This is a genomic window from Pseudomonas sp. Pmew2 (genome assembly GCF_058129885.1).
In genome coordinates, this window is the sequence record NZ_CM176702.1 from 3,264,062 (window position 1) to 3,287,165 (window position 23,104).

The 23,104-nt window shown below is 58.7% G+C and carries 20 protein-coding genes and 2 pseudogenes; 9 read left to right on the forward strand and 13 right to left on the reverse strand.

What is annotated here, in order from left to right; genetic code table 11:
• The first annotated feature begins 6 nt into the window (after nt 1-6).
• From AC4ANK_RS14805 to AC4ANK_RS14825, 5 genes are all read left to right on the forward strand, one after another.
• A complete protein-coding gene (locus AC4ANK_RS14805; protein ID WP_002553471.1) occupies nt 7-1,215 on the forward strand; it encodes an aspartate transaminase in 1,209 nt (402 codons plus the stop codon).
• Complete coding sequence (locus tag AC4ANK_RS14810) at nt 1,187-2,785, forward strand: MFS transporter (RefSeq protein WP_031595654.1); 1,599 nt, start codon at nt 1,187-1,189, stop codon at nt 2,783-2,785. Before AC4ANK_RS14805 ends, AC4ANK_RS14810 begins: the two co-directional genes overlap by 29 nt.
• 72 nt (nt 2,786-2,857) lie before the next feature.
• Nucleotides 2,858-4,189, forward strand: a complete 1,332-nt coding sequence (locus AC4ANK_RS14815) for an OprD family porin (protein ID WP_002553469.1) — start codon at nt 2,858-2,860, stop codon at nt 4,187-4,189.
• Between the two features lie 171 nt (nt 4,190-4,360).
• Nucleotides 4,361-6,037 carry a J domain-containing protein gene (locus AC4ANK_RS14820; RefSeq protein WP_002553468.1) on the forward strand — a complete coding sequence of 559 codons (1,677 nt, stop codon included), beginning with the start codon at nt 4,361-4,363 and terminating at the stop codon, nt 6,035-6,037.
• On the forward strand, nt 5,997-6,989 hold the full coding sequence (locus AC4ANK_RS14825) for a DUF3829 domain-containing protein (protein WP_223216220.1): 993 nt from the start codon (nt 5,997-5,999) through the stop codon (nt 6,987-6,989). Before AC4ANK_RS14820 ends, AC4ANK_RS14825 begins: the two co-directional genes overlap by 41 nt.
• A gap of 66 nt (nt 6,990-7,055) precedes the next feature.
• On the opposite strand, the gene AC4ANK_RS14830 is transcribed toward AC4ANK_RS14825, so the two are convergent.
• Together AC4ANK_RS14830 and AC4ANK_RS14835 are read right to left on the reverse strand one after the other, a co-directional pair.
• Complete coding sequence (locus tag AC4ANK_RS14830; RefSeq protein WP_002553466.1) at nt 7,056-7,364, reverse strand: putative quinol monooxygenase; 309 nt, start codon at nt 7,362-7,364, stop codon at nt 7,056-7,058.
• Between the two features lie 26 nt (nt 7,365-7,390).
• Nucleotides 7,391-8,574 (reverse strand): annotated as a pseudogene (locus AC4ANK_RS14835) (L-dopachrome tautomerase-related protein).
• Between the two features lie 72 nt (nt 8,575-8,646).
• On the opposite strand from AC4ANK_RS14835, the gene AC4ANK_RS14840 reads away from it, so the two are divergent.
• A complete protein-coding gene (locus AC4ANK_RS14840) occupies nt 8,647-8,859 on the forward strand; it encodes a hypothetical protein (RefSeq protein ID WP_223216219.1) in 213 nt (70 codons plus the stop codon).
• Nucleotides 8,860-8,888: 29 nt separating this feature from the next.
• Here AC4ANK_RS14840 and AC4ANK_RS14845 read toward each other — a convergent pair.
• Nucleotides 8,889-9,897, reverse strand: a pseudogene (locus tag AC4ANK_RS14845) (aldo/keto reductase).
• Between the two features lie 209 nt (nt 9,898-10,106).
• Between AC4ANK_RS14845 and AC4ANK_RS14850 the strand changes: the two are divergent.
• Nucleotides 10,107-10,679: a TetR/AcrR family transcriptional regulator gene (locus AC4ANK_RS14850; RefSeq protein WP_002553464.1), complete on the forward strand. Its 573-nt coding sequence runs from the start codon at nt 10,107-10,109 to the stop codon at nt 10,677-10,679.
• Between the two features lie 6 nt (nt 10,680-10,685).
• On the opposite strand, the gene AC4ANK_RS14855 is transcribed toward AC4ANK_RS14850, so the two are convergent.
• The 3 genes from AC4ANK_RS14855 to AC4ANK_RS14865 all read right to left on the reverse strand — a co-directional run bounded on the left by AC4ANK_RS14855 (nt 10,686) and on the right by AC4ANK_RS14865 (nt 13,371).
• Entirely contained in the window at nt 10,686-11,660 is a 975-nt protein-coding gene (locus tag AC4ANK_RS14855) for a 5-oxoprolinase subunit C family protein (protein ID WP_460385085.1), read from the reverse strand.
• The gene (locus AC4ANK_RS14860; RefSeq protein WP_002553462.1) at nt 11,657-12,529 is read right to left on the reverse strand and encodes a 5-oxoprolinase subunit B family protein; all 873 of its coding nucleotides are present in this window, start codon (nt 12,527-12,529) and stop codon (nt 11,657-11,659) included. The genes AC4ANK_RS14855 and AC4ANK_RS14860 overlap by 4 nt, the downstream gene beginning before the upstream one ends.
• A gap of 86 nt (nt 12,530-12,615) precedes the next feature.
• Nucleotides 12,616-13,371: a 5-oxoprolinase subunit PxpA gene (locus AC4ANK_RS14865; protein ID WP_002553461.1), complete on the reverse strand. Its 756-nt coding sequence runs from the start codon at nt 13,369-13,371 to the stop codon at nt 12,616-12,618.
• Nucleotides 13,372-13,528: 157 nt separating this feature from the next.
• On the opposite strand from AC4ANK_RS14865, the gene AC4ANK_RS14870 reads away from it, so the two are divergent.
• The gene (locus tag AC4ANK_RS14870) at nt 13,529-14,446 is read left to right on the forward strand and encodes a LysR family transcriptional regulator (protein WP_002553460.1); all 918 of its coding nucleotides are present in this window, start codon (nt 13,529-13,531) and stop codon (nt 14,444-14,446) included.
• A 5-nt stretch (nt 14,447-14,451) separates the two neighbouring features.
• Here AC4ANK_RS14870 and AC4ANK_RS14875 read toward each other — a convergent pair whose 3' ends face one another.
• The 3 genes from AC4ANK_RS14875 to AC4ANK_RS14885 form a co-directional block, all read right to left on the reverse strand.
• Nucleotides 14,452-14,913, reverse strand: a complete 462-nt coding sequence (locus AC4ANK_RS14875; RefSeq protein ID WP_005731821.1) for a hypothetical protein — start codon at nt 14,911-14,913, stop codon at nt 14,452-14,454.
• Complete coding sequence (locus tag AC4ANK_RS14880) at nt 14,910-16,226, reverse strand: AAA family ATPase (RefSeq protein WP_031595650.1); 1,317 nt, start codon at nt 16,224-16,226, stop codon at nt 14,910-14,912. Before AC4ANK_RS14880 ends, AC4ANK_RS14875 begins: the two co-directional genes overlap by 4 nt.
• A 154-nt stretch (nt 16,227-16,380) precedes the next feature.
• Nucleotides 16,381-17,316: a LysR family transcriptional regulator gene (locus tag AC4ANK_RS14885; protein WP_002553459.1), complete on the reverse strand. Its 936-nt coding sequence runs from the start codon at nt 17,314-17,316 to the stop codon at nt 16,381-16,383.
• A 154-nt stretch (nt 17,317-17,470) separates the two neighbouring features.
• Here AC4ANK_RS14885 and AC4ANK_RS14890 point away from each other — a divergent pair, with 154 nt between their 5' ends.
• Nucleotides 17,471-17,875 carry a RidA family protein gene (locus AC4ANK_RS14890; RefSeq protein WP_002553458.1) on the forward strand — a complete coding sequence of 135 codons (405 nt, stop codon included), beginning with the start codon at nt 17,471-17,473 and terminating at the stop codon, nt 17,873-17,875.
• Between the two features lie 14 nt (nt 17,876-17,889).
• Here AC4ANK_RS14890 and AC4ANK_RS14895 read toward each other — a convergent pair whose 3' ends face one another.
• The 4 genes from AC4ANK_RS14895 to AC4ANK_RS14910 form a co-directional block, all read right to left on the reverse strand.
• Nucleotides 17,890-18,234 carry a hypothetical protein gene (locus AC4ANK_RS14895; RefSeq protein ID WP_002553457.1) on the reverse strand — a complete coding sequence of 115 codons (345 nt, stop codon included), beginning with the start codon at nt 18,232-18,234 and terminating at the stop codon, nt 17,890-17,892.
• A gap of 139 nt (nt 18,235-18,373) precedes the next feature.
• Complete coding sequence (locus tag AC4ANK_RS14900) at nt 18,374-19,618, reverse strand: thiolase family protein (protein ID WP_002553456.1); 1,245 nt, start codon at nt 19,616-19,618, stop codon at nt 18,374-18,376.
• Nucleotides 19,619-19,626: 8 nt separating this feature from the next.
• Nucleotides 19,627-21,501 (reverse strand): feruloyl-CoA synthase, encoded by a 1,875-nt coding sequence (locus AC4ANK_RS14905; protein ID WP_460385080.1) that lies wholly within the window; start codon nt 21,499-21,501, stop codon nt 19,627-19,629.
• A gap of 152 nt (nt 21,502-21,653) precedes the next feature.
• Complete coding sequence (locus tag AC4ANK_RS14910; RefSeq protein WP_002553455.1) at nt 21,654-23,102, reverse strand: aldehyde dehydrogenase; 1,449 nt, start codon at nt 23,100-23,102, stop codon at nt 21,654-21,656.
• Nucleotides 23,103-23,104: the final 2 nt, after the last annotated feature.

Here is a 23,104-nt window from a genome sequence, read left to right on the forward strand (position 1 = left end):
GCCAACGTGACCGCATCTCGCATCGCTGCCCGCGTGCTCCGCATCAAACCATCGCCCAGCAGCGCTGCTGCCGATCGGGCCAATGAACTGCGGCGCGCAGGCAAGTCGATCATCAATCTGGTGGTTGGCGAACCCGACTTCGATACGCCTGCCCACATTCGTCAGGCCGCCTCTGCCGCCATCGAAAACGGTGAAACCCGCTACACGCTCAATGCGGGTACTGCAGCGCTGCGCGACGCGATTGCCACCAAACTCCAGCGCGAAAACGGCCTGACCTATGCCCCCGGCCAGATCGTAGTCACCAGCGGTGCCAAGGCTGCGATCTTCAATGCCTTCGCAGCGACCCTGGGCATTGACGACGAAGTGCTGATCCCCGCGCCGTACTGGGTGTCGTACCCGGACATGGTGCTGGCCTGCGATGGTCGCCCGGTGACCTTACCGTGCCCCGAAGACAATCAGTTCAAGCTCACCGCCGAGCAACTACGCCACGCAATCACGCCGCGTACCCGCTGGCTGCTGCTCAATTCGCCGAGCAACCCGACCGGCGCGACCTACAGCGCAACTGAATGGCGGGCACTGGCCGACGTGCTGCTCGACTACCCGGACGTGCTGGTCATGACCGATGATATTTACGAACACATTCGCTATGACGACACCCCGCTCAGCCATCTGCTGAATGTCGAACCCGCCCTGCGCGAGCGTGTGCTGATCATCAATGGTGTATCAAAAACCTACGCCATGACCGGTTGGCGCATCGGCTATGCCGCAGGCCCCAGCGATATCATCAACGCGATGGCTACCCTGCAGTCGCAATCCACCAGCAACGCCTGCTCGGTGAGCCAGGCCGCCGCAGTGGCGGCCCTCAATGGCGACCAGTCGTTTGTCGGCGAGAGCGTCAAGGTCTACAAACAGCGCCGCGACCGCTGCCTGGAGTTGATCAACGCAATTGACGGCCTGAGTTGCATCCAGCCACAAGGCGCGTTTTATCTCTACGTCAATTGCGCAGCGCTGATCGGCAAAACCACCCCGTCAGGCTCGGTACTGGAAGCCGACACCGATGTGGTTCTGTACCTGCTGGAAAGTCAGGGTGTTGCGGTTGTAGCAGGCACCGCGTATGGCCTGGCACCGTTCTTCCGGATGTCTACGGCGACAGCCCTCGAAACCCTTGAAACCGGTTGCACACGCATTGCGACTGCTGTCGCTGCGTTGCGCTGAGCGCCTGGCCATGACCACGCCGAGCCACCCGGCCCTGACCTTCAAACAGGCCCTGCTGGCCATGCTCGGCATTTCCCTGGTGCTGATGCTGTCCGCACTCGACCAGACAGTGATCGGCAACGCATTGCCAAGCATCGTCGCGGAACTCGATGGTTTCGAGCTGTATGCCTGGGTCGCCACCGGCTACCTGCTGGCGTCCATTGTGACCATTCCGATCTTTGGCCGACTGGGCGATTTCTACGGGCGTAAACCGTTCGTGCTGGCCGCTACGGTCATTTTCACCGTTGCTTCGCTGGTCTGCGCGCTGGCCGACAGCATGCTGGTGCTGGTCATTGGCCGGGCCCTGCAAGGCGTCGGTGGCGGGATGCTGATCGGTACGGCATTTGCCTGTGTGCCGGAGCTGTTTCCCGACACCCGTCAGCGGCTGCGCTGGCAGGTTCTGCTGAGTGCGATGTTCAGCGTGGTCAATGCCATCGGCCCAGGGTTGGGCGGTTACCTGTCCGGCGAGTTCGGCTGGCGTTCGGTGTTCTGGCTGAACCTGCCGCTGGGCGTGATTGCGTTGTTTTTTGCCTGGCGCTTTTTACCCTGGTATCGCCCGCCAACAGCCGGTGCGATCAGGCTCGACTGGATCGGCGCAGTGTTGATTGTCCTGAGCCTGGGCAGCCTGCAATTGTTCGTTGAATGGCTCGGTCAGCGCTCTCTGGCGATCAGCCTGCTGTGCGGCGCTATCACTGTTATTGCCTTGACCGGACTTTGGTTCAGAGAGCGCCGTTGCGCGTTCGCCTTGCTGCCCGCCGGGCTGTTTGCCAATCGCAGCATCCGACTGCTGTTCATCATGTCGCTGCTGGCCGGTGCGATCATGTTCACCCTGCTGTTTTACCTGCCTCTGCTGTTGCAGGGCAGCTACGGTTACTCGCCGCAGGACGCCGGGCTGCTGCTCACACCGCTGGCCCTGAGTATCACTTTGGGCGCAATCGTCAACAGTCGCATCGTCACGCGTCTGGCAAACCCCAACTGGTTACCGATTGGCGGATTCATTGCCCTGTCGATTGCCTGCATAGCCTTGGCACTGGTCGGACTGCACGCCGGGTTCACGACCTTGCTGGGACTGATTCTGCTGGCGGGGTTGGGGCTTGGATTCATTCTGCTCAACCTCACCGTATTCACCCAGACGCTTGCCGAGCGGCAGTTTCTCGGTATCGCCACAGCACTCACTCAATCGTTGCGACTGGTTGGCGGCTTGCTGGGCACCGCGGCCATGGGTGTGCTGGTCAAGTTGCTGTACGTCGCCAATCTGCAACATGCGCTGTCAGCGGCAGGCCAGATGCAGGCAATAGCGCGTCTGGCCGACCCTCAGGTCTTGCTGCAGCACACGCCCAAAGATATCGACACCACGTTGCAGCTGGCTCGCACTGCCCTCGCCCATGCAGTCGGTACAGGGCTGTTGATCTGCGCCGCACTGGGCGTACTCGCACTGGTGGTTCTTTACCGCTTACCTCGCGTCACGCTGTATCAAGCGCCTCACACAACGACACCTGAAACGGATTCAGCTGCAAAACACGCCTCTTAAAACAACAAGAAACCTGACTGCCGCCCGACCCTGCCTCTCACAACACTTAATGACAGCATGAGGATGAACCCGATGGAGCGTATCAATCGCGCCACCCCTTTCGTTGCGGGCTTTTGTGGCCTGCTGATCGCGCAGCAGAGCTTCGGCGAAGGTTTTCTGGAAGACAGCAAGGCCAGCATTCTGGCGCGCAACTTCTTCAGCAACGCAGACAACCGCAGCGGTGCTGCTGACCCGAACTACACGCAGGAGTGGGGCCAGGGCTTCATGCTCAACTACCAGTCCGGCTACACGCCCGGCACCGTCGGCTTTGGTGTCGATGCGCTGGGCCAGTTGGGCATTCGTCTGGACTCGGGCAAGGGCCGCCACTACAACCCGCAAAGTACCGCATTCAATGGCAACATATTCCCGACTGACAGTGACGGCCGCGCGGTCGATGAGTTCAGCAGCCTGGGCGCGACGCTCAAGGCACGCGTTTCAAAAACCGAGTTGAAGTACGGCACGCTGGTGCCGATGCTTCCGGTGGTCATGTCCACTGATCGCATGCTGCAACAGACTTTTCGCGGCGGGCAGATCCAGTCGAAAGACCTGAGTGATTTCACCTTCACTGCCGGGCAACTGGAACATGTAATGGGCCGCGGTTCGACCAACCAGATGGGCATGTCGATTCCGGGTGCCAATAACCCGCTGACCGGCGAATTCGTCAACAAGTTCTACTACGCAGGCGTCGATTACAAACCGACCAAAGACCTGACCTTGCAGTATTACTACGGCAACCTGGAAAACTTCTACAAACAGAACTTTCTCGGACTGAAATACGACATGCAACTCGGTCCGGGCACCCTGCGCACCGACCTGCGCCACTTCGACAACCGCTCGGACGGTGCAAACGGTCACGATCCGGCGTTCTACACGGTGGGTTATTACGGCAACGGCGTTACCAAGGGTGAAGTCGACAGCCGCCTGTCCAGCGCCCAGTTCACCTACCTCATCAACGGTCATACCTTTGCTGCCGGTTATCAGGCAGTGACCGGCGACAGCGACGCGGTATGGTTGAATCAGGGCGATGGATCAACTGCTTACTTCATGACCGAATCCATGATCGGCAAGTTCCAGCGCGCCGGAGAACGCACCTGGCAGGTCCGTTACGGCTATGACTTCGCCAGGCTTGGCGTTCCCGGGCTGAACTTCCTGGCCATGTATGAAAGCGGTTCGAACATCCAGACGTCCGACGGCGACAAGAAGGAATGGGAACGCAACGTTACCCTGAGTTACGTGGTGCAGTCCGGCCCGGCGAAAAACCTCAGCGTTGCACTGCGTCATGCACAACTTCGTACCGAGTTTGCCAGTCAGCGTGATGCCGACGAGCACCGGATCATTGTCAGCTATCCGATCAATATTTTCTGATCCTGCGAAAACAGCAGATGGAAGTAGCGTCTGCTGTCTGAGCACCTGTTAAACTCCCCCGCCGTTATTTTTCACGTCCGGGCATCTTGCCCGGACGCTTCTGCATTCCTGTCTTGGTATACAAGGAGTTCGTGACCCCATGGTTGCAGGTACAGACCTGAGCGCAATGCAGTGAATTGCTGGTCTATTCTGGGGCTGGACGCTCCTTCTGATATTCGCAGTATCAAGCGCCGTTACGCTGTACTGCTCAAACAGAACCGCCCGGACGAAGATCCGGCTGGTTTTCAGCGGTTGCGTGATGCCTATGAGCAAGCGCTAAGCTGGGCTGCCGAAACTCAAGAAGAGCCGGTGGAACAGCAAGGCCCATTGCTTGCGCCGACTCCCGAAATGCCGTCGCCAGCTCAGTCTTCCAGCGCCTCAGATCTTCAACGCCGCAGGGCTGACCTGCTGCTTGAAGGTGTCACTGCGAAGAATCTGGACCAGCGACTGGAACACGCCCGAGCTACACAGTGTGAGCAGGCGTTCGAAGTAGGCATGCTGGAATATTGCCAGACGGATGCTCCCGATGTCTGCGAGCTGACCGAGCGCGCAGTCGAGCTTTTTCAGTGGCTAAGTGCCTGGCAACGCATCGACCTGTCCTTGCGGGCGACGCAAACTGTTCTGAACAATCTGTCACGCAATACCGAACAGAAGCTGGCAGAGGCGCTGAACAGCAGCAATGCCGAATCCTTCTCCAGTCTGTACCTGCATCTTGACCAGGCTGCCTGGATGCAGACTCTCGACCGGCGTATATGGCTTAACAAATACCTCGCTGGGTTACTGGCCCACGCTGAAGTCTGGTCCAGCCCTATTTTTGATGCCGTGTGCGAGTGGCAAGGCTGGAAGAAAACCGACGGTCGCACTTTTTGCCCGGAACCCTTCTGGAGTCGGCTGTTGGCACGCAGTCGTCAGGCCTTGTTTCTCGAAGAGCTGCAGCGTCTTGCCACGCAGAAAATCGACAGTACAGGCTCACGTGCAGCCCGCCTGCTGTTCCTGCCCATGAGCGATGACGCTCGCGTGTCAATGACCATCCGCTTCACCCCTGCCGACTGGCAAGCCTGTGAGTCGCTGGCCAACACAGTGGCGCGACATTACCCGGATTTGGCCAGCCATGTGCCCGGCGAAAACGTGTACTTCTGGCGACCGTTGCGCCGACATACATCGTTTTGGGCATTGCCGTTTGCAATCGTTGGCGCAGCGTCCATGACGGCATGGGACAGTTATTACCGACTGGGAAGTGATCCGGGCGAAACAATGATCGCCCTGTTGCTGATTATTGGCGCACTTGGCCTGATGGCGGGTTTGCTTTACGTAGGCGGCCAGACGCTCGGCGTTTTTGCCTGGCGCCTTGATGAGCGACTCACCAAGCGCTTTGGTCGCTGGCTCACACTGCGCCGCCCGGTGCCGCTTTTGCTGCGAGAAAGCACCGTAAGCTGGGCGCCCGCAGTACCCGCCTGGCTGATCGGGGGATGGAAAGCGTTACTGATTTACTCCGCAATACTCACCGTGGCTGCTGCCGGCACTCGCATTGCCTGGCCGGAAGGGCTCAAGCGGACATTTTCAATCGCTCCAGGCTCGCCGGCCAGAGAATTTATGATTGGTATTGTGGTGATGGGCCTGACAGTCTCGTTGCTGTTCATCTCCGGCACTGTCATCAACTACCGGCCGGTGCAAGAAGGTCAAGGTCTGCAGGCGTGGCCGAAGCGCCTTTGCGCAGCCCTGCTTGAAACAAACCAGCCCTGTCACCCGCCCTCGCGGGACCAGTGGTATGCGCCCGCATCTGCTCTGGAGGCTGGCCATGATCAGTAATCGAGCGTTCATCGCCGCTATTTGTGTTTTCGCGACCATCGTCTGGGCGCATCACAGATTGACCAGCACCCACCGCATTCCGACAGACACGATTGCAGATACTTCAATGATGCGGGACGCGGCAGCGTGCCTGGTATTTGACGATGCTCTTCTGCTTGAACGCTATGCTGATTATCGCAAGCACTATCAGGCGCTGATTGATGGCAGCGAGGGTGTGGGGCCGTTCATCCAAAGCTTTGCAATGGGTGAGAGCAGTCGTTCCATCGCAATCAATAAGAGTTTGGCCTGCCGTATCCGTTACCCACAACTGCTCTACCCCAAGTCAGATCCGCTGGTCATTGCCGTAACCGAGTACAGCGAGACGCTCGACGCACTGCGTGAAAAAACGTTTGATGCCGAGGCGCTCTACAATCAACCACGCCCCGATGTCAAACTTGCCCGGCAGCTGGATGCAGACATTACTCAAGGGATACAACAACTGCAGCAGCGCAGTCTTGCCGTTCGAAAACGCTTCGAGGAACCTCAATTTCTGGCACGCAGCGAACAGCTCGTGGCCATTGACGATCACCTTGGCCACGATCAGCACTGGCACACGCTCAACTTCATGATCCTCGCCCGGCAAACGATCAATTACCTGAACCAGAACGCAGATAACGTTCGCCTGAACCCGGACGCGCTTGAAGCCTTGCACACCGAACTGGCTAACGCATGGCTGGATGCCGAGCGCTATTTCAAAAATATGCCCAACCTCAAGTCTGCCAATGGGAAACGCCCGATATGGCTTGTGATCAAGACGCCCGCACAGAACTGGCTATCAGCTCTGGACACCTTGCAACGGCAGTGGGCCGCTCATGCCGATGTTGACCAATTGAACAAGAGTCTGCTGACGGTAGAGCAGCAGTACGATCAACTTCTGAAGCAATACAACGCATCGGTGCTTGGACAGTACTAACCGCTTCAAGTGAAGCCGGCAGAGAAATGTATCGGCAGATACATTTCTCTTGAGAGATGAATGAACTCAGCCAGACACCTGATCCAGAAATATCAGCTGCGGTGGCTCTGCCAGCCACTCGCCGCTTGCAGCTGCAAACTGTTGGTAATGCGGCGTGGCAACGTGCGCATCCAGTGCCGCCTGATCCTTGAAGCATTCACGCATGTAAAACGTGCCGTGCTCATCGCGCGCTTCGAACAGTGTGTACTCGATATTGCCCGACTCTGATCGGGACGGTTCCACCAGTGCTGATAATGCTTCTTTCAATGCGGACTCTTTGCCCACAACGGCTTTCAGAACGGCGATCAAGGCCAACGGCTTTGCAGGTGTATTCATTATCAATGCTCCGGTATTCAATTCGATCAATGAGTGGGGGCAGGCGCAGCGTCGACTTTCACGCGTAGCAGGCTATAAGGTTTGGCACGCTTGTCGTGGCCCGAATTGAAACCGGCCTGACGGTGCAATTGGTTGACGATGAAATACAGGTAGCCATCCGGACCGATAGACAACGTATCAGGCCACAGCATGCGAGGATCGTGCGCCACGGTTTGCCATACACCGCTCGGCAGGCGTTTGCGAATTGCATTGTGCTCGTAGTCACCTGCATATACAGCACCGTCTGCATCAGCCTCAAGACCATCGGAGGCGCCCTTTTCACCGAGGTCCTGAACAGCCGCGGCCAGTTGCTGCTCACTTACACCGCTGTCGTTCAACAGCTCGGTCGCGACGGAGTACAGGTGGCGGCTGGACAGTGGCGAGAAATAAAGCGTTTTGCCATCGGCCGACAGCGCAATGCCGTCTGCGGCTACGTGAACCGGTTTGCGCGATCCGTCCGGGCCATCACCCAGCACCGGCACGCCCTCGACCACGGGCACGAAAGCCGGGTCGGCAGACGTCGACTTCGCGCCGCTCAGGCGCCGTACGGCATGCCCACTGGCAATGTCCATGACAATGATTGCACCCGGACCGCTTACCGAAGAGTCAGTCACATAGACAGTCCCCTGCGATCCTTTGCGAAAGTCGAAGCGCATGTCGTTGACATAAGTGCTGGGCAATATGACGTTATCGGGAAACACCAGCCGATTGACGATTCGGTTGGTGGCCAGGTCTACCGCAACCAGCTTGGCACCCCCGGACGCGGAGCAGCAAACTGCGGTGCGGCAGTGTCCAGAAGCCAGACGCGTCCTTTGCCGTCAGCCACCACACTCTGCACGCTGATCAGTCCGTCGCCGGGGTCCTTCGGATTCTCGTGGTTGACCGCCAGATCCGGGTAGGCAACAACTTTGCCTTCACGAATCTCGCCCACCGTAAAAGGCACCTTGTCGCCCCAACGAGGGAAGTTGACGAAGATTCGCCCGGTTTCAGTGACTGTCACACCGGTAGGCATCGCATCGTAAAAGGCATGCACCTGTTCAAGCTTGCCTACCGACCTGTCGGCAGGGGCGCTTGCAGGGAGCCCGGTGATGGTCGCGCCGTAGGCCAGTGAGGTGGTGAGTGTGGCGGCGGACAGGATGGCCAGTGCTGCGCAAATTGATTTTCGATGCATGGTGCTCTCCTGATGGGACAGCCAGGGCTGCTCATCGGTATTCAGTAATACGGGCTGTGCGCACGGAAGGTGATGACGTTCATCACTCTACGTGGCTCAAGGACGATGGATGGACAAGACTGCGAGTATTTTGGTCTTTCTCATTACAAAGAAAAACGCGGGGAATACGCTAACACTTTCAACGCCGAGGCGAAGATCACCGCCTTTGCCAAGACACGCAAGCACCACGCTCATGCGGCAACGCTGCGCCTGGAAGGACTCCAGCCGCTCATTTGGCGGCTATAAACAAATATCCGAGTCAGGCCAATAACAACTCAGGCCACTCCCCTTGCACGAGTCTCATCCGACCAATCAGCCGCCGACCTTGGCCCAGCGGAGGGATCCAGACTGCTGACCGCATCCAGGCGTTGAATCTGTTCGTCAGTCAGCGTCAGCGACAAGGCGCCCAGATTATCGGCAATCTGCTCGTGCGAACGAGGCCCGATGATAGGAACAGCACCGTGCGAACCTGCCCAGGCAATGGCTACCTGACCCGCGCTGACACCAAGCTCACCGGCAACCTCCAGAACAGTATCGAGAATCCGTGTGCGCTGCGCCGAGTTCTCAGGCTGGAATACCTTGCCGCCAAACCCCTCAGCGCGCCCGCTCTCCCCTTTGCGATATTTGCCGGTCAGCATGCCACCCCCCAGAGGTGACCAGGTGACGACGCCAAGGCCAAGCGCGTAAGAAGCCTGAATAAAGATCAGCCTCAGGCTCGCGATGCACCAGGCTGTGCTCGAACTGAGCGGCTGCAATCGGTAATGCACGGCTGATTTCGGCCAGCGTAACCGCGCGAGCAAGCAGCCATGCAGGGAAATTGGACAGGCCTGCGTATAGGATTTTCCCTGCACGCGCCAGATCTTCAAACCCTCTGACAATTTCCTCGATGGGTGTAACAGCGTCTGGATGGTGCGCCCAATAGATGTCGATGCGATCCGTCTTCAAGCGTTTGAGACTTGCTTCCACCGAGCTGACCATTGCCTTGCGATTGTTGCCGATGGCCAGTCGGCCGGGATTGGCCGAGGCACCGTTGGTAAATTTGGTCGCCAGCACGAAATCATCGCGTCGGCCTTCCAGCAGCGTACCGAGTAACTCTTCGGACTGACCGAACTGATATATGTCTGCAGTATCGATGAAGTTGCCACCCGCCTCTGCATAGGCGTTGAAAATTGCCTTGCTGGCAACCGGGTCTGCGCCGTAGCCCCAGCCCGTGCCGAAGTTTCCTGTGCCCAGCGCCAGTTGCGAAACATTGAGCCCGGTTTTGCCAAACGTTCTGTATTTCATGGTTTTGCTCCTGCCGATTGAGGATCGCCCGTGGCGCGATCCTGTTGCCGAGAAACAAGGTGGACAGCTAACAGTCAGCTTTGAGCGGTTATGATTACGATCAGCATCTTAACTGTCAATCATTTTGATGATGGTCAGCATCAATGCTATATTCACGCCCTGCCGAACCCGGACGGGTAAAAACCAAGCAGGCAAGAGAGGCAACTCACATGAGAGTCACCAAGGCGCAGGCCCAGGCCAACCGGGCACACATTGTCGAGACGGCATCCATCCAGTTTCGCGAGCACGGCTTTGACGGTGTCGGGGTGGCAGACTTGATGGCCGCAGCGGGTTTTACCCACGGCGGGTTCTACAAGCATTTCGGCTCCAAGTCCGATCTGATGGCCGAATCGGCTGCCTGTGCCATCTCGCGCACCGTGGAGCAATCGAAAGACGTCGATCCTGCGCAGTTCATCGAGTACTACCTGTCCAGAGAGCACCGGGATAACCCAGGCACAGGCTGCACGATAGCCGCACTCAGTGCTGATGCTGCACGTCAGTCAGACGACGTCAAGGTAACCTTTGCCGAGGGCATAGAGAGCATGCTTGCCGCCCTGGCTCCGGCAGGCACGTCTCCTGGCGACAACGAATGGAAACAGGCGCGGGCAAACACCATCGATATGTTTGCCCATGCACTGGGCGCGCTGCTGCTATCGCGCAGTTGCCCGAACGACTCGCCACTGGCAGACGAAATACTCGATGTGTGCCGTACGAAAATGCTTGAGCAACTGCAGGCTCTTTGACCGCTTCTATGAAGGAAACAGTTTGCTCAGGCACGCCAGCTTCTTTTTGTACGACTTTCGCGCTTCGAGAGCCTCCTCCAGCGTTACCGCCACGAATCGCGCTTTCTGGTTGGGTTGCATCTGACCGATCAGGTCGAGGTCGGCACTGATCACCGTACCGATCATCGCGTAGCCTCCGCCGAACACCGCGTCACGGTGCAAGACAATGGGCTCAAGCCCGGCAGGCACCTGAATCGAGCCGATCGGGTAGCAGCTGTCGACGATATTCGATGGATCGGAGCCTGCCCCGAAAGGCTGCTCCCTGGGCTGGAACGTCAACGCCCTGCCGCCCTTGAAGCGATAACCGATGCGGTCGGCTTCCGAGCCTACGCTCCAGGACTCGGAGAAAAAGCTGGTGGCTGCGAATTCGGTCAGACGCTCGTAATACAGGCCAGGCACCACACGCAGATACACTTCCCCGCCCAAAGACTGTCGCAAAGCCATCGGCAGGCTCGCCCCGGCCCGGCCTTTGCCGCCAGGAATACCTATCGGCAACTGATCATCAGCCATCAGTCGGCGGCCCTGAAAGCCGCCAAGCGCACCCAGCGTGTAAGTCGACCGACTGCCCAACACCAGCGGCACATCAATCCCCCCGGCAACCGCCAGATAGGTGCGCGCGCCGTCCTTGGGGAAGTCGAAACGCAGCACCTGTCCGGCCTTTACCGCAAAGGCAGTGTCGTGGTGCATTTCCACACCGTCGAGGCGCGCCGTCATGTGCGCGCCACAGACAGCGGCCAATGTATCGCACTGAAACTCCAGCTCCGGCCCCAGCAATGTGCATTCAAGCCCGGCGGCACCGGGTGGGTTGCCGACCAGTTGATTGGCAGCGCTGAGCGCATACTGGTCCAGCGCACCCGAGGGCGGAATGCCCAGGTGGTAATAGCCTTCGCGGCCAAGATCCTGCACCGAGGTCGCCAGACCGGGTTTGAGCACCTTGATCATGCCAGCACCTCCTGCAACGACTTGGGATAACCAGCGGGATCAGCCAGAAAGGCATCCAGGGAAAACTTGACCGGACGAATCCGCAAATCGAAGCGTCCGGCTTCAACCTCTGCAACGGCCATATCATAGGTGTCCCGATCAACCGGTTTGAACTGGACGATGTCGCCTGGCCGGAAAAACACCATGTGCTCTTTCAGATAAGCCAGCCCCTGCTGCGGATCGTAGATCGGAGCGGGCGTAACGCCGAACATCTGGTAGCCACCCGCTCCGCGCACCGAATAGATGCAGCCGAAGCAGCCACCGTGACCTAGCGTAAGCTTGGGTGTATCGGTACGTGGCCGCAGGTATTTGGGCACTTGCAGTTGGCGCTCGCGTTCGACCATCTGAAACATGAACGGCAGACCGGCCACAAAACCGACCATCGAGACGAACCACGGCGCGCCGCTATGAGCCGCAATAAAGGCATCGACATCCGCCAGGTTATTGATGCGCGCAGCGTATTCCAGGTCCGTCGAACCCGGGTCCTGGTGGCGGTCACGAAAACGCATCAGGGTTTCATGGGTCCAGGGATCGTTGTAGAGCACCGGAATCTCGATGATACGGGTTTGCAGCGTACGTTCGGCCACCGCATCGACCTCGGCAGCTCTCACCGCTTCGAGCAAGGCATGCGGTGCGATACGGTCCGGGTCGAAGCGGATCTGGAACGACGCGTTGGCCAGGCATACGTCCAGTACACCGTCCAGTTCCAGACGCTCGACTGCACGGGTCACCGCCAGCCCTTTGAAAAATGCCTCCAGCGACATACTCTCGCTGACTTCCGCGAACAGGTGTTCATCAGCGCCAAAGCTGTAGCGAATCGGATCAGCCATGTCTGTTCCTTGTTGAATTTGTTGTAGAACGGCAGGCAAATATCAGTAACGTAGCTCGTGTGTCTGTGCACACGATGCCATTTGACTCAGCGCGGCTTACGCACCGTGATTCCGGCAGCGTCCAGCGCCTTGCGGGTCGCTTCGGCAAGGGCCAGAGCGCCCGGCGTGTCGCTGTGCAAGCAGATCGAATCGAATTCGATGCTCAGGTCCTCGCCCTCGACGGTGCGCACCAGACCTTGCTGGCACGCCCGAACCACGCGTGCCGCGACCTCGGCCGGGTCATGCGCGCGCACATTACGGGTGAAGACGATGGAACCGCTAAGGTCGTAGTCGCGATCAGCGTAGAACTCGCGAATCACCGGCTGACCGAGCTCCTGAGCGATCTTGCAGATAACCGAACCGGGCATGCAGTAAAGCAGTAATTCGGGCTCCAGGCGCTGAAGGTTTTCCACCAGTAGACGGGCAGCGGCTTCATCCCGGGCGAGGTGCATATACAACGCCCCATGAGGTTTGAAATGCTGCAATGCCACGCCCTGAACCCGGGCCAGCTCACGTAATGCACCCAGTTGGTAGAGCATGTCATCGACCAGCTCCTGCGGCGCTGCGTTGATGTGCCTCCGCCCGAAGCCGACCAGATCGCGGAACCCTGGGTGCGCGCCAATGGCAACGCCCAGCTGTTTAGCCTGTTCGATGGTGCGGCGCATGGTGCCGGGGTCACCCGCGTGAAAACCGGTAGCGACGTTGGCGGAACTGATGAAGGCCATCAATTCGTTATCGACACCATCACCAATGGTCCACGCGCCGAAGCTTTCACCCATGTCCGAGTTGAAATCCACCTGCATGGCTTTTGCTCCTGGGGCTATCGGGTTAAGGGTCAGTCCGGAAAAGAAGCTATCCGGCTTCCTGCAAAACACGTTAGATTCGCTTGCACCCCTTGGGTAGATCTATTTACAGATACATCATCTTCTGAAAAACAGATACCCGCCGATTGGAGTGCTTATGTCCCTGACGTTGCGCCAGGTTCGTTATTTCGTAGCAACGGCCGAGATCGGGCAAATCTCGCAGGCGGCCATTCACCTGAACATTTCCCAGTCTGCGGTGACCACGGCCATCAAGGAACTGGAAAGCATGCTCGGCACGCTGTTGTTCCAGCGCTCGGCCCAAGGCATGAGCCTGACCGAAGCGGGTCGACATTTTCTCAACCGCGCCTACGTGATCCTGCGCAGCGTCTATGACGCACTGAACAGCCCGCTACCCGATATTCGCGCCAGCGGCGTATTGCGCCTGGCCGCCAGCTACACCGTGATTGGCTACTTTCTGCCTCACCACCTGCAACGTCTGGAACATTGGCACCCGGATGTAGCCATCGAGGTTCATGAGCGCGAAAGGCAAGCCATCGAACAGGGTCTGTTGCAGGGGCGCTTCGATATGGCAGTGGTGCTGACAGCCAACATCACTCACCCGGATATCGTCTCGGAGACGCTGTTCAACTCCGAACGCCGTCTATGGCTGTCCAGCCATCACCCGCTGTGCCAGCGCGCCGCCGTGAGCCTTGCCGATGTGGCACAAGAGCCCTATATCCTGTTGACCGTCGATGAGGCGGAGCAAAGTGCAATGCGTTACTGGGAACTGGCCGGCCAACGACCTAATGTCAGAGTGCGCACCAGCTCCGTGGAAGCAGTGCGCAGCATGGTCGCCAACGGCAGCGGCGTGGCGATTCTCTCCGACCTGGTACATCGTCCCTGGTCGCTGGAAGGCAAACGTATTGAAACGTTGACTGTCACCGACTCGGTAACGCCAATGAGCGTCGGCCTGGCCTGGCACCGCGAGCGAGAGCTGAGCCCGGCGATGCAGGCGTTTCGTAACTATTTTCACGATGCGTTTCTGGCACCGCAGCAGCTGTCGGCGCGGCGTTGAGGATATTACAACCGGGGCAGTTGATCGAACGCACCGAGATGTACATCTTCAGACCAGATATAAACCCGTCTCGATGGATTCAGAGAACAGAGTCGTCTCCAGTCATGAATGATGGAAAGATCGCCAAGCCCGCTGCCACACATTGCATGCTCTGGAAACTCGCGCAACCAACCGCTCATTTCATCCTCTTGCAGGAAGCTGATGGCTTTGAACGGGGAACGCCCTTTCAATGCATCCTGTACCTGCCTGACAAAACGCTCTGCACATTTACGTCGAGCGCCTCCGTCTCCATTCTGTCCAATATGATTGCCGGTTTCGAGTATCGTAGCCATCGGCAAAAACAGCGACTCTCCAGCAAGTATGCGTTGTTCTAACTGACGAAGGGTTTCAATGTGTTGTTGCGCCTTGATGGGCACATTGAGAATTTCGACGAAGACAGAGGTATCAATCAAGCAGACGGCTGTCATTCTGCTCCTCCATCTGTGTTTTGGCGCAATTCAGCCAACCAGTCCAGCGCTTGTGCCTTGCGCTCATCTTCCGTTGTATCGTCCTTCAAGAAACGATCCAGGATCCTCCGCGTCATGAGTTGCCCTAATGGCCCCTGCGCGACCAGTTCCGGATAGCGACTCAGGTCTCCCAGGCGCACCAGACGGCTGTCGCCGTGTTCAGGATCGCGATAGCAGGCAACCACATCAGCCAGCGCACTATCAGGCAACGCATCCATCAAAGCAGGGTTGTGTGATGTCAGCAGGACTCGCAGCTTTCTTTCGGCAGCGGTAGCTCGGAGTTGTCTTACAAGGGTTTCCGCACGACTGGGATGGACACCATTGTCAATCTCTTCGATAACCACCAGCGCTCCTTCAGGAGCGGTTAAAAGCGTTGCGCCGACGGCTAAAACGCGAAGGGTCCCATCAGAGAGCAGCGGTGCGTCCACGGTTCTGCTTTTCTGTCCGAAAGACTCCACCAGCCTCACCATGACGTCGTTGCGATCAGTCTTTATAAACTCTATGTCGGTGATGTCCTGTTCGGGCAAGGATTTGATAAAGGCGAGCAGTCTGGTTTTCTGTTCCGGCTCTTGAGAAATCCTGTAGAGGACCGCAGACAGATTGCTGCCGTCCTCTTTGATGAGGTCGTCCTTCACATAAGCATAGTCACGCATCAGCGCAGGACGCGGATCAAGAAACACCACATTGCGCAAGGTTTCACGTATGGCTTTTGTAACAGCAGGAATGATGCGCTGTGAGTCATGATGAGCCGACTCAAATCGACCTGGCGTTTCGAGCTGATAGAAAATGGCTTGTCGGTTTGAACAAGGAATATGAGGCTTGTTTTTTCCTCGTTTGAAGTTGTTGTAGGCAACCCTGATCTCATCGGTATGGTCATTGGCGCGACCGTCGACCTGGTACAGAGGAACCGCTTCACCCGGTTTCACTACGCTTTCCGCTGTGACGACCAACTGATCGGCTACCAGGCCAATCGATATTTCAAAATGCCCCCACCCCTTTGGCATGCCCTCAAACCTGCCCCCCAAACTGAAACTCGCAAGAGGATCGCGCAGCAAATCATTTGCCTGCCCACGAACAACCGCATCGCCACTCTGAATTGATCGTGTGATGTCTTCAAGACGGCTGCCTTTGGCCAGCCAGTTGAGCAAGCGAATAGCTTCAAGGACGTTGCTCTTGCCCGAAGCGTTGGCACCGATTAAAAAGGTCATGGCTGCCAGCGGAAGACTTGCACTCTCGTAACTCTTGAAGTTTTTCAGTTCAATCGAAATCAACATGCTTTCGAAACTCGCACACGCGTCATCAAGTCGTTCTCCAATAATCGATGTTGCCCAAGTGCATGAAATCCCCGCCGCCTTGAGCTTTTCATACTCAGGTCAAGAATTTAACACTATTCCTGACATGGCAAGTCGCCAATGCTGCGAGCGCAGATTACGATTGCTCGGCTCCGTGACGCTGACTGACAGGCGCATGCTCGGCCATCAGCTCGGTAATCCAGTCAATGAACACACGCACCTTGATGCTGATATGCCGGTTCGGCGGGAATGCCACGTACATCGGCATGCTGTCCAGCTGCCAGTCTTTGAACAGCGGTATCAGGTCGCCGCGCACCTGATGCTGCCTGGCCATGTAGTCCGGTAGCCAGAGAATGCCCATTCCGGCCAGACCTGCGGCAATGTAGGCATTGCCATCATCCACCGCCAGCGCATAGCGGCCCTGCACATGGACCTTTTCACCGTCGCGGTGCATTGCGTATGGCAGCGCCTTGCTGGTGCGCGCCCACAGGTAGCCAACGATACGATGGGCAGAATCTTCAAGTTCGCGCGGGTGAACAGGCGTGCCCATTCGCGTTAGATAATACGGCGCGGCGTACACACCCAGTTGCAGGTCGCCCACCCGCCGCGCGATCAGTGACTGATCGGTTATTTCACCACCGCGCACGACGCAGTCAACATTTTCGCCAATCATGTCGACAATACGGTCGCTGACACCCATGTCGATCTGGATGTCCGGATAGCGGGCATGGAAACCAGGCAGCGCAGGCATCAACAGCATGCTGGCAAACGGGCTCGGCACGTCCACGCGCAATCGACCTCTGGGCAGCGACGTCGCGTCGGAAAGGCTGGTCTCCGCGTCATCCATGTCGGCCAGCAGCCTGACCACGCGCTCGTAATAGGCTGCGCCGTCGGCAGTCACGTTGACCTTGCGTGTGGTGCGGTTGAGCAGCCTGACCCGCAGGCGTGCCTCCAGTTGCTGCACCAGCTGCGTCACGCTGGTCTTGCTCATGTGCAGCGTGGCGGCAGCTTTGGTGAAGCTGCCTGTTTCCACCACTCGGGCAAACGCTTGCATCGCGTCAAAACGGTCCATTCTCGCCCTGCCTGTCTCGTCACGCTGGCCTGCCGGATTGTTTGGGTTCTCCAAACAGTGCTGAGTACGGTTGCTCGTTTATCGGTTCGGCGCAAGTCCCTACAGTGGCTTCACCACTGATTTCAGGTCACTCGACCCTTTGATGGAGGCACCCATGCCACACCGTGACGTCGTTTTCCCCGCTGGTCGTCAGGCGCTTTACGAGCGCAATCGCTATTCGCCCGCGGTACGTTCCAATGGTTTTCTGTTTGTTTCTGGACAAGTGGGCAGTCGCCAAGATGGCTCACCGGAGCCGGATCTCGAAAAGCAGGTGCGCCTGGCGTTCACCAACCTCAACGCCATTCTGCTGGCCGCTGGCTGCACGTTCGATGATGTGGTCGACGTGACGGTGTTCATTGTCGACCCCGAAGCGAAGTTCGAGCGTATATGGAAGGTGGTCCCGGAATTCTGGGGCAACGCGCCGAACCCGACCCTGACGGGAGTCGGCGTCACCTGGCTTTATGGCTTTGATTTTGAAATCAAGGTGATTGCCAGGTTGCCGGAAACTGCACGCGGCTAGCCGCAGCCGGCAGCTCAGTTGCTGCGAATCGGTACCACGCGGTCGCTGGCATAAACAGCCGCGGGCTCTTCAAACTGCTGGAAGAATTTTCCGGACACCACATGATCAAGAAACTGTGCCTGGTCTTCAGTGGCGTGCAGCATCGGCGAGTAGCCATCGGCATCGGGCACTGCAAAAAGACGAGCCTTGCGTTCATGCGCCACAGCGATGAACGCTCTTTTCTCTTCGTCGGACATCGCCGAAAAGTAGTCAGACAGATTTTCCAGCGAGCGCACCGCCAGATCCTGGTCGAGCTGATCGTCATCCGTGAACATCAAATGCCAGACGAAATCGAAAGAAAGCTCAGCGAGGGCACGCATAGACGGGTTCCGTAGTGTTGAGAGACGCGAGAGTCACTGTTCACTTCAATTCGGTCAAGCGCTAAAGGATGACCTGCGTCAAGTGCAGCGCTTTAAATGGCTGAGTGTCGCTTTCGAGTCATGGATAAGGGGGGCAGGCTCAGCGGGCAATGAATGCCGGATTCTCGATCAGCAGCGCCATACCCTGCCCGCCGCCTACGCAGGCGGCGGCAATCCCGTAGCGCAGGTTTTTTTCGCGCAATTGCCGCGCCAGAGTCATGACCAGACGCAATCCGGTGGCAGCCAGCGGGTGGCCCAGGCCCAGTGAACCGCCCAGACAGTTGAGTCGTTCGTTGTCCAGTTCCAGCGTTTGTGTCACCGCCAGCATCTGGGCCGCCTGCGCTTCGTTTATTTCCAGCCGGCCAATGTCGCTCAGCGCCAGCCCGCTGCGCTGCAATAACAGCTGGATGGCAGGCGTCGGGCCAATGCCCATTAACTCCGGAGCGACGCCAATCACAGCACTGGCCAGCAGGTGCGCCAGTACCGGCCTTTGTGACTGCGAAGCGCTGCCCACCAACGCCGCTGCCGCACCATCGACCACCGCACAGCTGTTGCCTGCAGTCTGCACACCATCAGCATGAATAGCACGCAAACGGGACAACGCCGCCAGGGTGGTCGCTCGCGGATGGCTGTCCTGCGTAACCGTTTCAACCCCGCGCGGCAACTCGATGCCGCGCGGCTGATACCCCTCCAGCTCAAAGCGCTGGCTGTTGACCGGCACAATTTCGCCAGCCCATTGGCCGCCAAACTGCGATTGCAGTGCGCGCTGATGGCTGAGCAATGCATAACCGTCGACGGCTTCACGGCTCAAGCCGTAACGTTTTGCAAGATTATCCGCCGTAGCGATCATGTCCATTGCCGGTGCCGGGTCGTACAACGCTTCCCAGAGAAAGTCCTTGAACTGCACGGCACCGCCCAGCGGGAAACCGTCACGATGGGTATAGGCCGCAATCGGGTTGCGCGACATCGATTCGGCAGCAACGCACAGCGCCATCTGCCCGCCTTCGCTCGCATGCTGAGCGGCCTGACGCAACAGTTCAAGACCTGTGGCGCAGATGCGTTGCACGCCCAGCGCCGGAACGCTTTGCGCGACGCCGCTGTAGAGGCCGATATGCCGGGGCAGCAGGTACGCATCGAAACTGGCTTGCGCCATTGAGCCAGCCAGTACACTGTCGACCTGATCAGGCTGAATGGCAGCACGCGCCAGAACCTCACGACCGACCTTTATACCCAGATCGATGGGTGAAATATGCCCCAGAGCGCCGCCCAGATCGACCCACGGCGTGCGCACTGCGTCGACAATGGCCACGTCGCTGAACGCCAGATATTGCCCGCCGCTGCTCATGCCGTCGGCTAGGCACTGATTTTGTCCGGGGACTGATCACGATAAAGCGCTTCGACTATTTCTGCCCGCCACTGCAGCACCGCACGCTGGTTGATAGACCCCTTATCGGTGATTTCGCCACGATCAATAGACGCGGGTTCGTCAAGCAGCACGATCCACTCCAGACGGCTGGCATTGCCATTCGCACCTTGATTCAGGCGGATCAGCCATTCGCCAAACCACGCACGTACCGGCGCACTGGCCAACACCTGCGCATCAGAGGCCTGCGCATCCAGCCCGGCCAATTGGCGACATTCATGCAACCTTGGAAACACCAGCGCACCCAGGCATTCACGATCAGGCGCGGTGATGACCACATCCTGCACGTACGGCGAGCCTTCCAGCACGGCGCGGTTGCGCATGGGGCCGACACTTACAAACACGCCGGACGACAGTTTGAAGTCCTCGGCAAGACGCCCGTCGAACATCAGGCCCAGCTCGGGCGCCGCAGGATCGGCGAGCTTGATCGCATCGCCGGAGCAATAAAAACCGTTTTCGTCGAACACGTCGGCAGTCTGCTGCGGCGAGCGCCAGTAGCCGGGCATGATGTGCGGACCGCGGAAACGGCCTTCCAGCTTGCCGTCCACCGGCACCAGACACACTTCGCAACCGGGCGCAGGCAAGCCGATATAGCCAGCCATCGACAGCGGTCCGGTGGTGAACGTGCAGGAAGGCGCAGCCTCGGTCATGCCCAACCCCGCCATCATGCGAATCCGTTCGCCACAATGCTGCTCGGCGACACGGTCAAGGCGATCCCAGATACTTTGCGACAGGCCGGCTGCGGCGAAGAAGAACAGTTTCATGCGCGAGAAGAATCGCTCACGCAGTTCGGCGTCCTGCTCCAGCGCGTTGACCAGCTCTTCCCAGCCCTTGGGCACGGTCAGGTAGGCCGTCGGCGAGATTTCCTTAAGGTTGCGTAGGGTTTCGGCAAAACCCTGGACGGTCGGTTTGCCGTTGTCCAGATAGAACGTGCCACCGTTGTACAACACGATACCGAGGTTATGGCTGCCGCCGAAGGTGTGATTCCACGGTAGCCAGTCGACCAGCACGGGCGGCTCTTCGCCGAACACCGGAAATGTCTGCAGCAGCATCTGCTGATTGGCACACAGCATGCGCTGCGTGGTCACTACGGCCTTGGGCAGTTTGGTCGAGCCCGAGGTGAACAGGAACTTGGCGATACTGTCCGGACCACTGGCCAGAAAAGCCGCCTCGGCTTCACGGCCGCCAGGCTGATCGAACAGGCTGGCGAAGCTCAGTGGACGCCTGCCAGCGAGTTGGCCGCGTACAGTGATGATCGGCGTATCCGCTGGAATGACCGCATCAATGGCGCGCTGAAACGGCGCGGCTTCGCTGACAAACACCAGCCCTGGCTGCACCACTTCGCAAACATGCCGCAGCTTGGCGAAATCCTGGGACATGACTGAATACGCTGGCGATACCGGGCAATAGGGAATCCCCGCGTACATGGCACCCAATGCAAGCTGCAAATGCTCGATGTCGTTACCCGAGAGCAGCGCCAACGGCCGCTCGGCGGAGAGGCCATACGCCAGAAGGCTCTGCGCGATGGCGCGCACGTCTGTGAGCATGTCGGCGTAACTGACCTTGCGCCAGCCACCACGGCTGTCGCGGGCGGCAATAAAGGTTTGCTGCGGACGGATGCTGGCCCAGTACAACAATCGGTCGAGCAAGCGATCGGGCAATTGCGCCAGTGGTTCCAGAGCGCGCATATGCAAAATGCCCTGCTCTTCCCGCACCTCGATGGGCGGATGACCGATGGAGACCTGGCGATAGCGTGGTGAGCTATCTTCACTGTGCAGCGTTGATGATCTGATATCGGAACTCACGTGCGTTCTCTCCATCAAGGTACGCAGACACCCAACGGCTTGCAGCGGTTCGGGCGGGGCGTAGCAGCACAGGCTGCAGCCTTGTTATTGTTATGCCTGACTTGCTGGCGACACCGTCTTTTGCAACATCGGTGACGCCAGCGCCGGAGGATTCAGATCGGGTAGTGCCGCGGCCCGTTTTGCAAGGTCACCCAGCGCAACTGAGTAAAATGCTCGACAGAAGCCTTGCCACCGAAACTGCCATACCCGCTGGACTTGACCCCGCCAAAGGGCATTTGCGCCTCGTCGTGCACAGTCGGTCCGTTGATGTGGCAGATACCCGACTCGACCCGCTGCGCAAGCGCCAGAGCACGGCTGGTGTCGCGACTGAAAATTGCCGCCGAGAGGCCGAATTCCGAATCATTGGCCAGCCGCAATAACGCCTCGTCACCTTCGCCACGGATCACCACAGCCACCGGCCCGAAGGACTCTTCGCGGTACAGGCGCATGGTGTCAGTCACGCCATCGAGCAACGTCGGTTGCAGAATGCTGCCCTGTAACTGCCCGCCAATCACCAGCGTTGCGCCCAGATCCACAGCGTCATCGATCAACGCCTTGATGCGCGTGCCAGCCCCGACGTCTACCAGCGACCCCAGCACCGATTCACTGTCATCCGGGTTGCCGGCACGCAACGTTTCGATCTTGGCGCTCAGTTTTGCAACAAAGGCATCCGCCACCTTCCGATCAATGATCAACCGTTCGGTGGACATGCAGATCTGGCCCTGATTGAAATAGGCACCAAATGCGGCCGCTTCCACCGCCGCGTCCAGATCAGCGTCGTCCAGCACCAGAAACGGTGCCTTGCCGCCCAGTTCAAGCAGTGCCGGTTTCAGATGGCGTGCCGAGAGCTCACCGACGATACGCCCCACATGGGTCGAACCGGTGAAATTGACTCGACGCACGGCCGGGTTGGCGATCAGACGCTCGACAATCGCCGCAGCATCGGCAGGCGCATTGCTGATCACGTTGACGACACCGTCGCCCAGCCCGGCATCCTGCAATACCTGACCGATCAGCCGATGCACTGCAGGGCTGAGCTCCGATGCCTTGAGCACCACGGTGTTACCGCAGGCAAGCGGCATGGCGATGGCGCGGGTAGCAAGAATCACCGGCGCATTCCACGGTGCGATGCCGAGCACCACGCCGCAGGGTTGGCGCAGCGCCATGGCAAAGCAGCCGGGCACATTGGAGGGAATGACTTCACCGGTAATCTGCGTGGTCATCGACGCAGCTTCGCGCAGCATGCTGGCGGCCAGTTGTACGTTGAAGCCATACCAGTTGGCCATCGCCCCGGTTTCGCCAGCGGCAGCGATAAATTCGCCACTGCGCGCCTGCAACTGCTCGGCAGCCTTGAGCAGGCGCGCTCGGCGCTCGCCGGGTGCCAGCGCCGCCCAGGCAGGGAACGCAGCCTGAGCAGCCCCGACTGCTGCATCGGCATCTTCCAGGGTCGCTGCGGCCACACGCGAAACCACTTCGCCAGTCACCGGGTTACAGCGTTCAAATGTACGTCCATCATGGGCGGGGCACGACTGGCCGCCGATCAGCAGGGGCACGTCCAGCATGA

Coding starts and splice junctions, on each gene's coding strand:
- AC4ANK_RS14875 (WP_005731821.1), bottom strand. CDS start 14,913: ATGACAGCCGTCTGCTTGATTGATACCTCTGTCTTCGTCGAAATTCTC.
- AC4ANK_RS14895 (WP_002553457.1), bottom strand. CDS start 18,234: ATGCGTGCCCTCGCTGAGCTTTCTTTCGATTTCGTCTGGCATTTGATG.
- AC4ANK_RS14855 (WP_460385085.1), bottom strand. CDS start 11,660: ATGATCAAGGTGCTCAAACCCGGTCTGGCGACCTCGGTGCAGGATCTT.
- AC4ANK_RS14860 (WP_002553462.1), bottom strand. CDS start 12,529: ATGGCTGATCCGATTCGCTACAGCTTTGGCGCTGATGAACACCTGTTC.
- AC4ANK_RS14890 (WP_002553458.1), top strand. CDS start 17,471: ATGCCACACCGTGACGTCGTTTTCCCCGCTGGTCGTCAGGCGCTTTAC.
- AC4ANK_RS14865 (WP_002553461.1), bottom strand. CDS start 13,371: ATGCAGGTGGATTTCAACTCGGACATGGGTGAAAGCTTCGGCGCGTGG.
- AC4ANK_RS14840 (WP_223216219.1), top strand. CDS start 8,647: ATGACGTTCATCACTCTACGTGGCTCAAGGACGATGGATGGACAAGAC.
- AC4ANK_RS14870 (WP_002553460.1), top strand. CDS start 13,529: ATGTCCCTGACGTTGCGCCAGGTTCGTTATTTCGTAGCAACGGCCGAG.
- AC4ANK_RS14815 (WP_002553469.1), top strand. CDS start 2,858: ATGGAGCGTATCAATCGCGCCACCCCTTTCGTTGCGGGCTTTTGTGGC.
- AC4ANK_RS14880 (WP_031595650.1), bottom strand. CDS start 16,226: ATGTTGATTTCGATTGAACTGAAAAACTTCAAGAGTTACGAGAGTGCA.
- AC4ANK_RS14825 (WP_223216220.1), top strand. CDS start 5,997: ATGCGCCCGCATCTGCTCTGGAGGCTGGCCATGATCAGTAATCGAGCG.
- AC4ANK_RS14885 (WP_002553459.1), bottom strand. CDS start 17,316: ATGGACCGTTTTGACGCGATGCAAGCGTTTGCCCGAGTGGTGGAAACA.
- AC4ANK_RS14910 (WP_002553455.1), bottom strand. CDS start 23,102: ATGCTGGACGTGCCCCTGCTGATCGGCGGCCAGTCGTGCCCCGCCCAT.
- AC4ANK_RS14900 (WP_002553456.1), bottom strand. CDS start 19,618: ATGAGCAGCGGCGGGCAATATCTGGCGTTCAGCGACGTGGCCATTGTC.
- AC4ANK_RS14830 (WP_002553466.1), bottom strand. CDS start 7,364: ATGAATACACCTGCAAAGCCGTTGGCCTTGATCGCCGTTCTGAAAGCC.
- AC4ANK_RS14850 (WP_002553464.1), top strand. CDS start 10,107: ATGAGAGTCACCAAGGCGCAGGCCCAGGCCAACCGGGCACACATTGTC.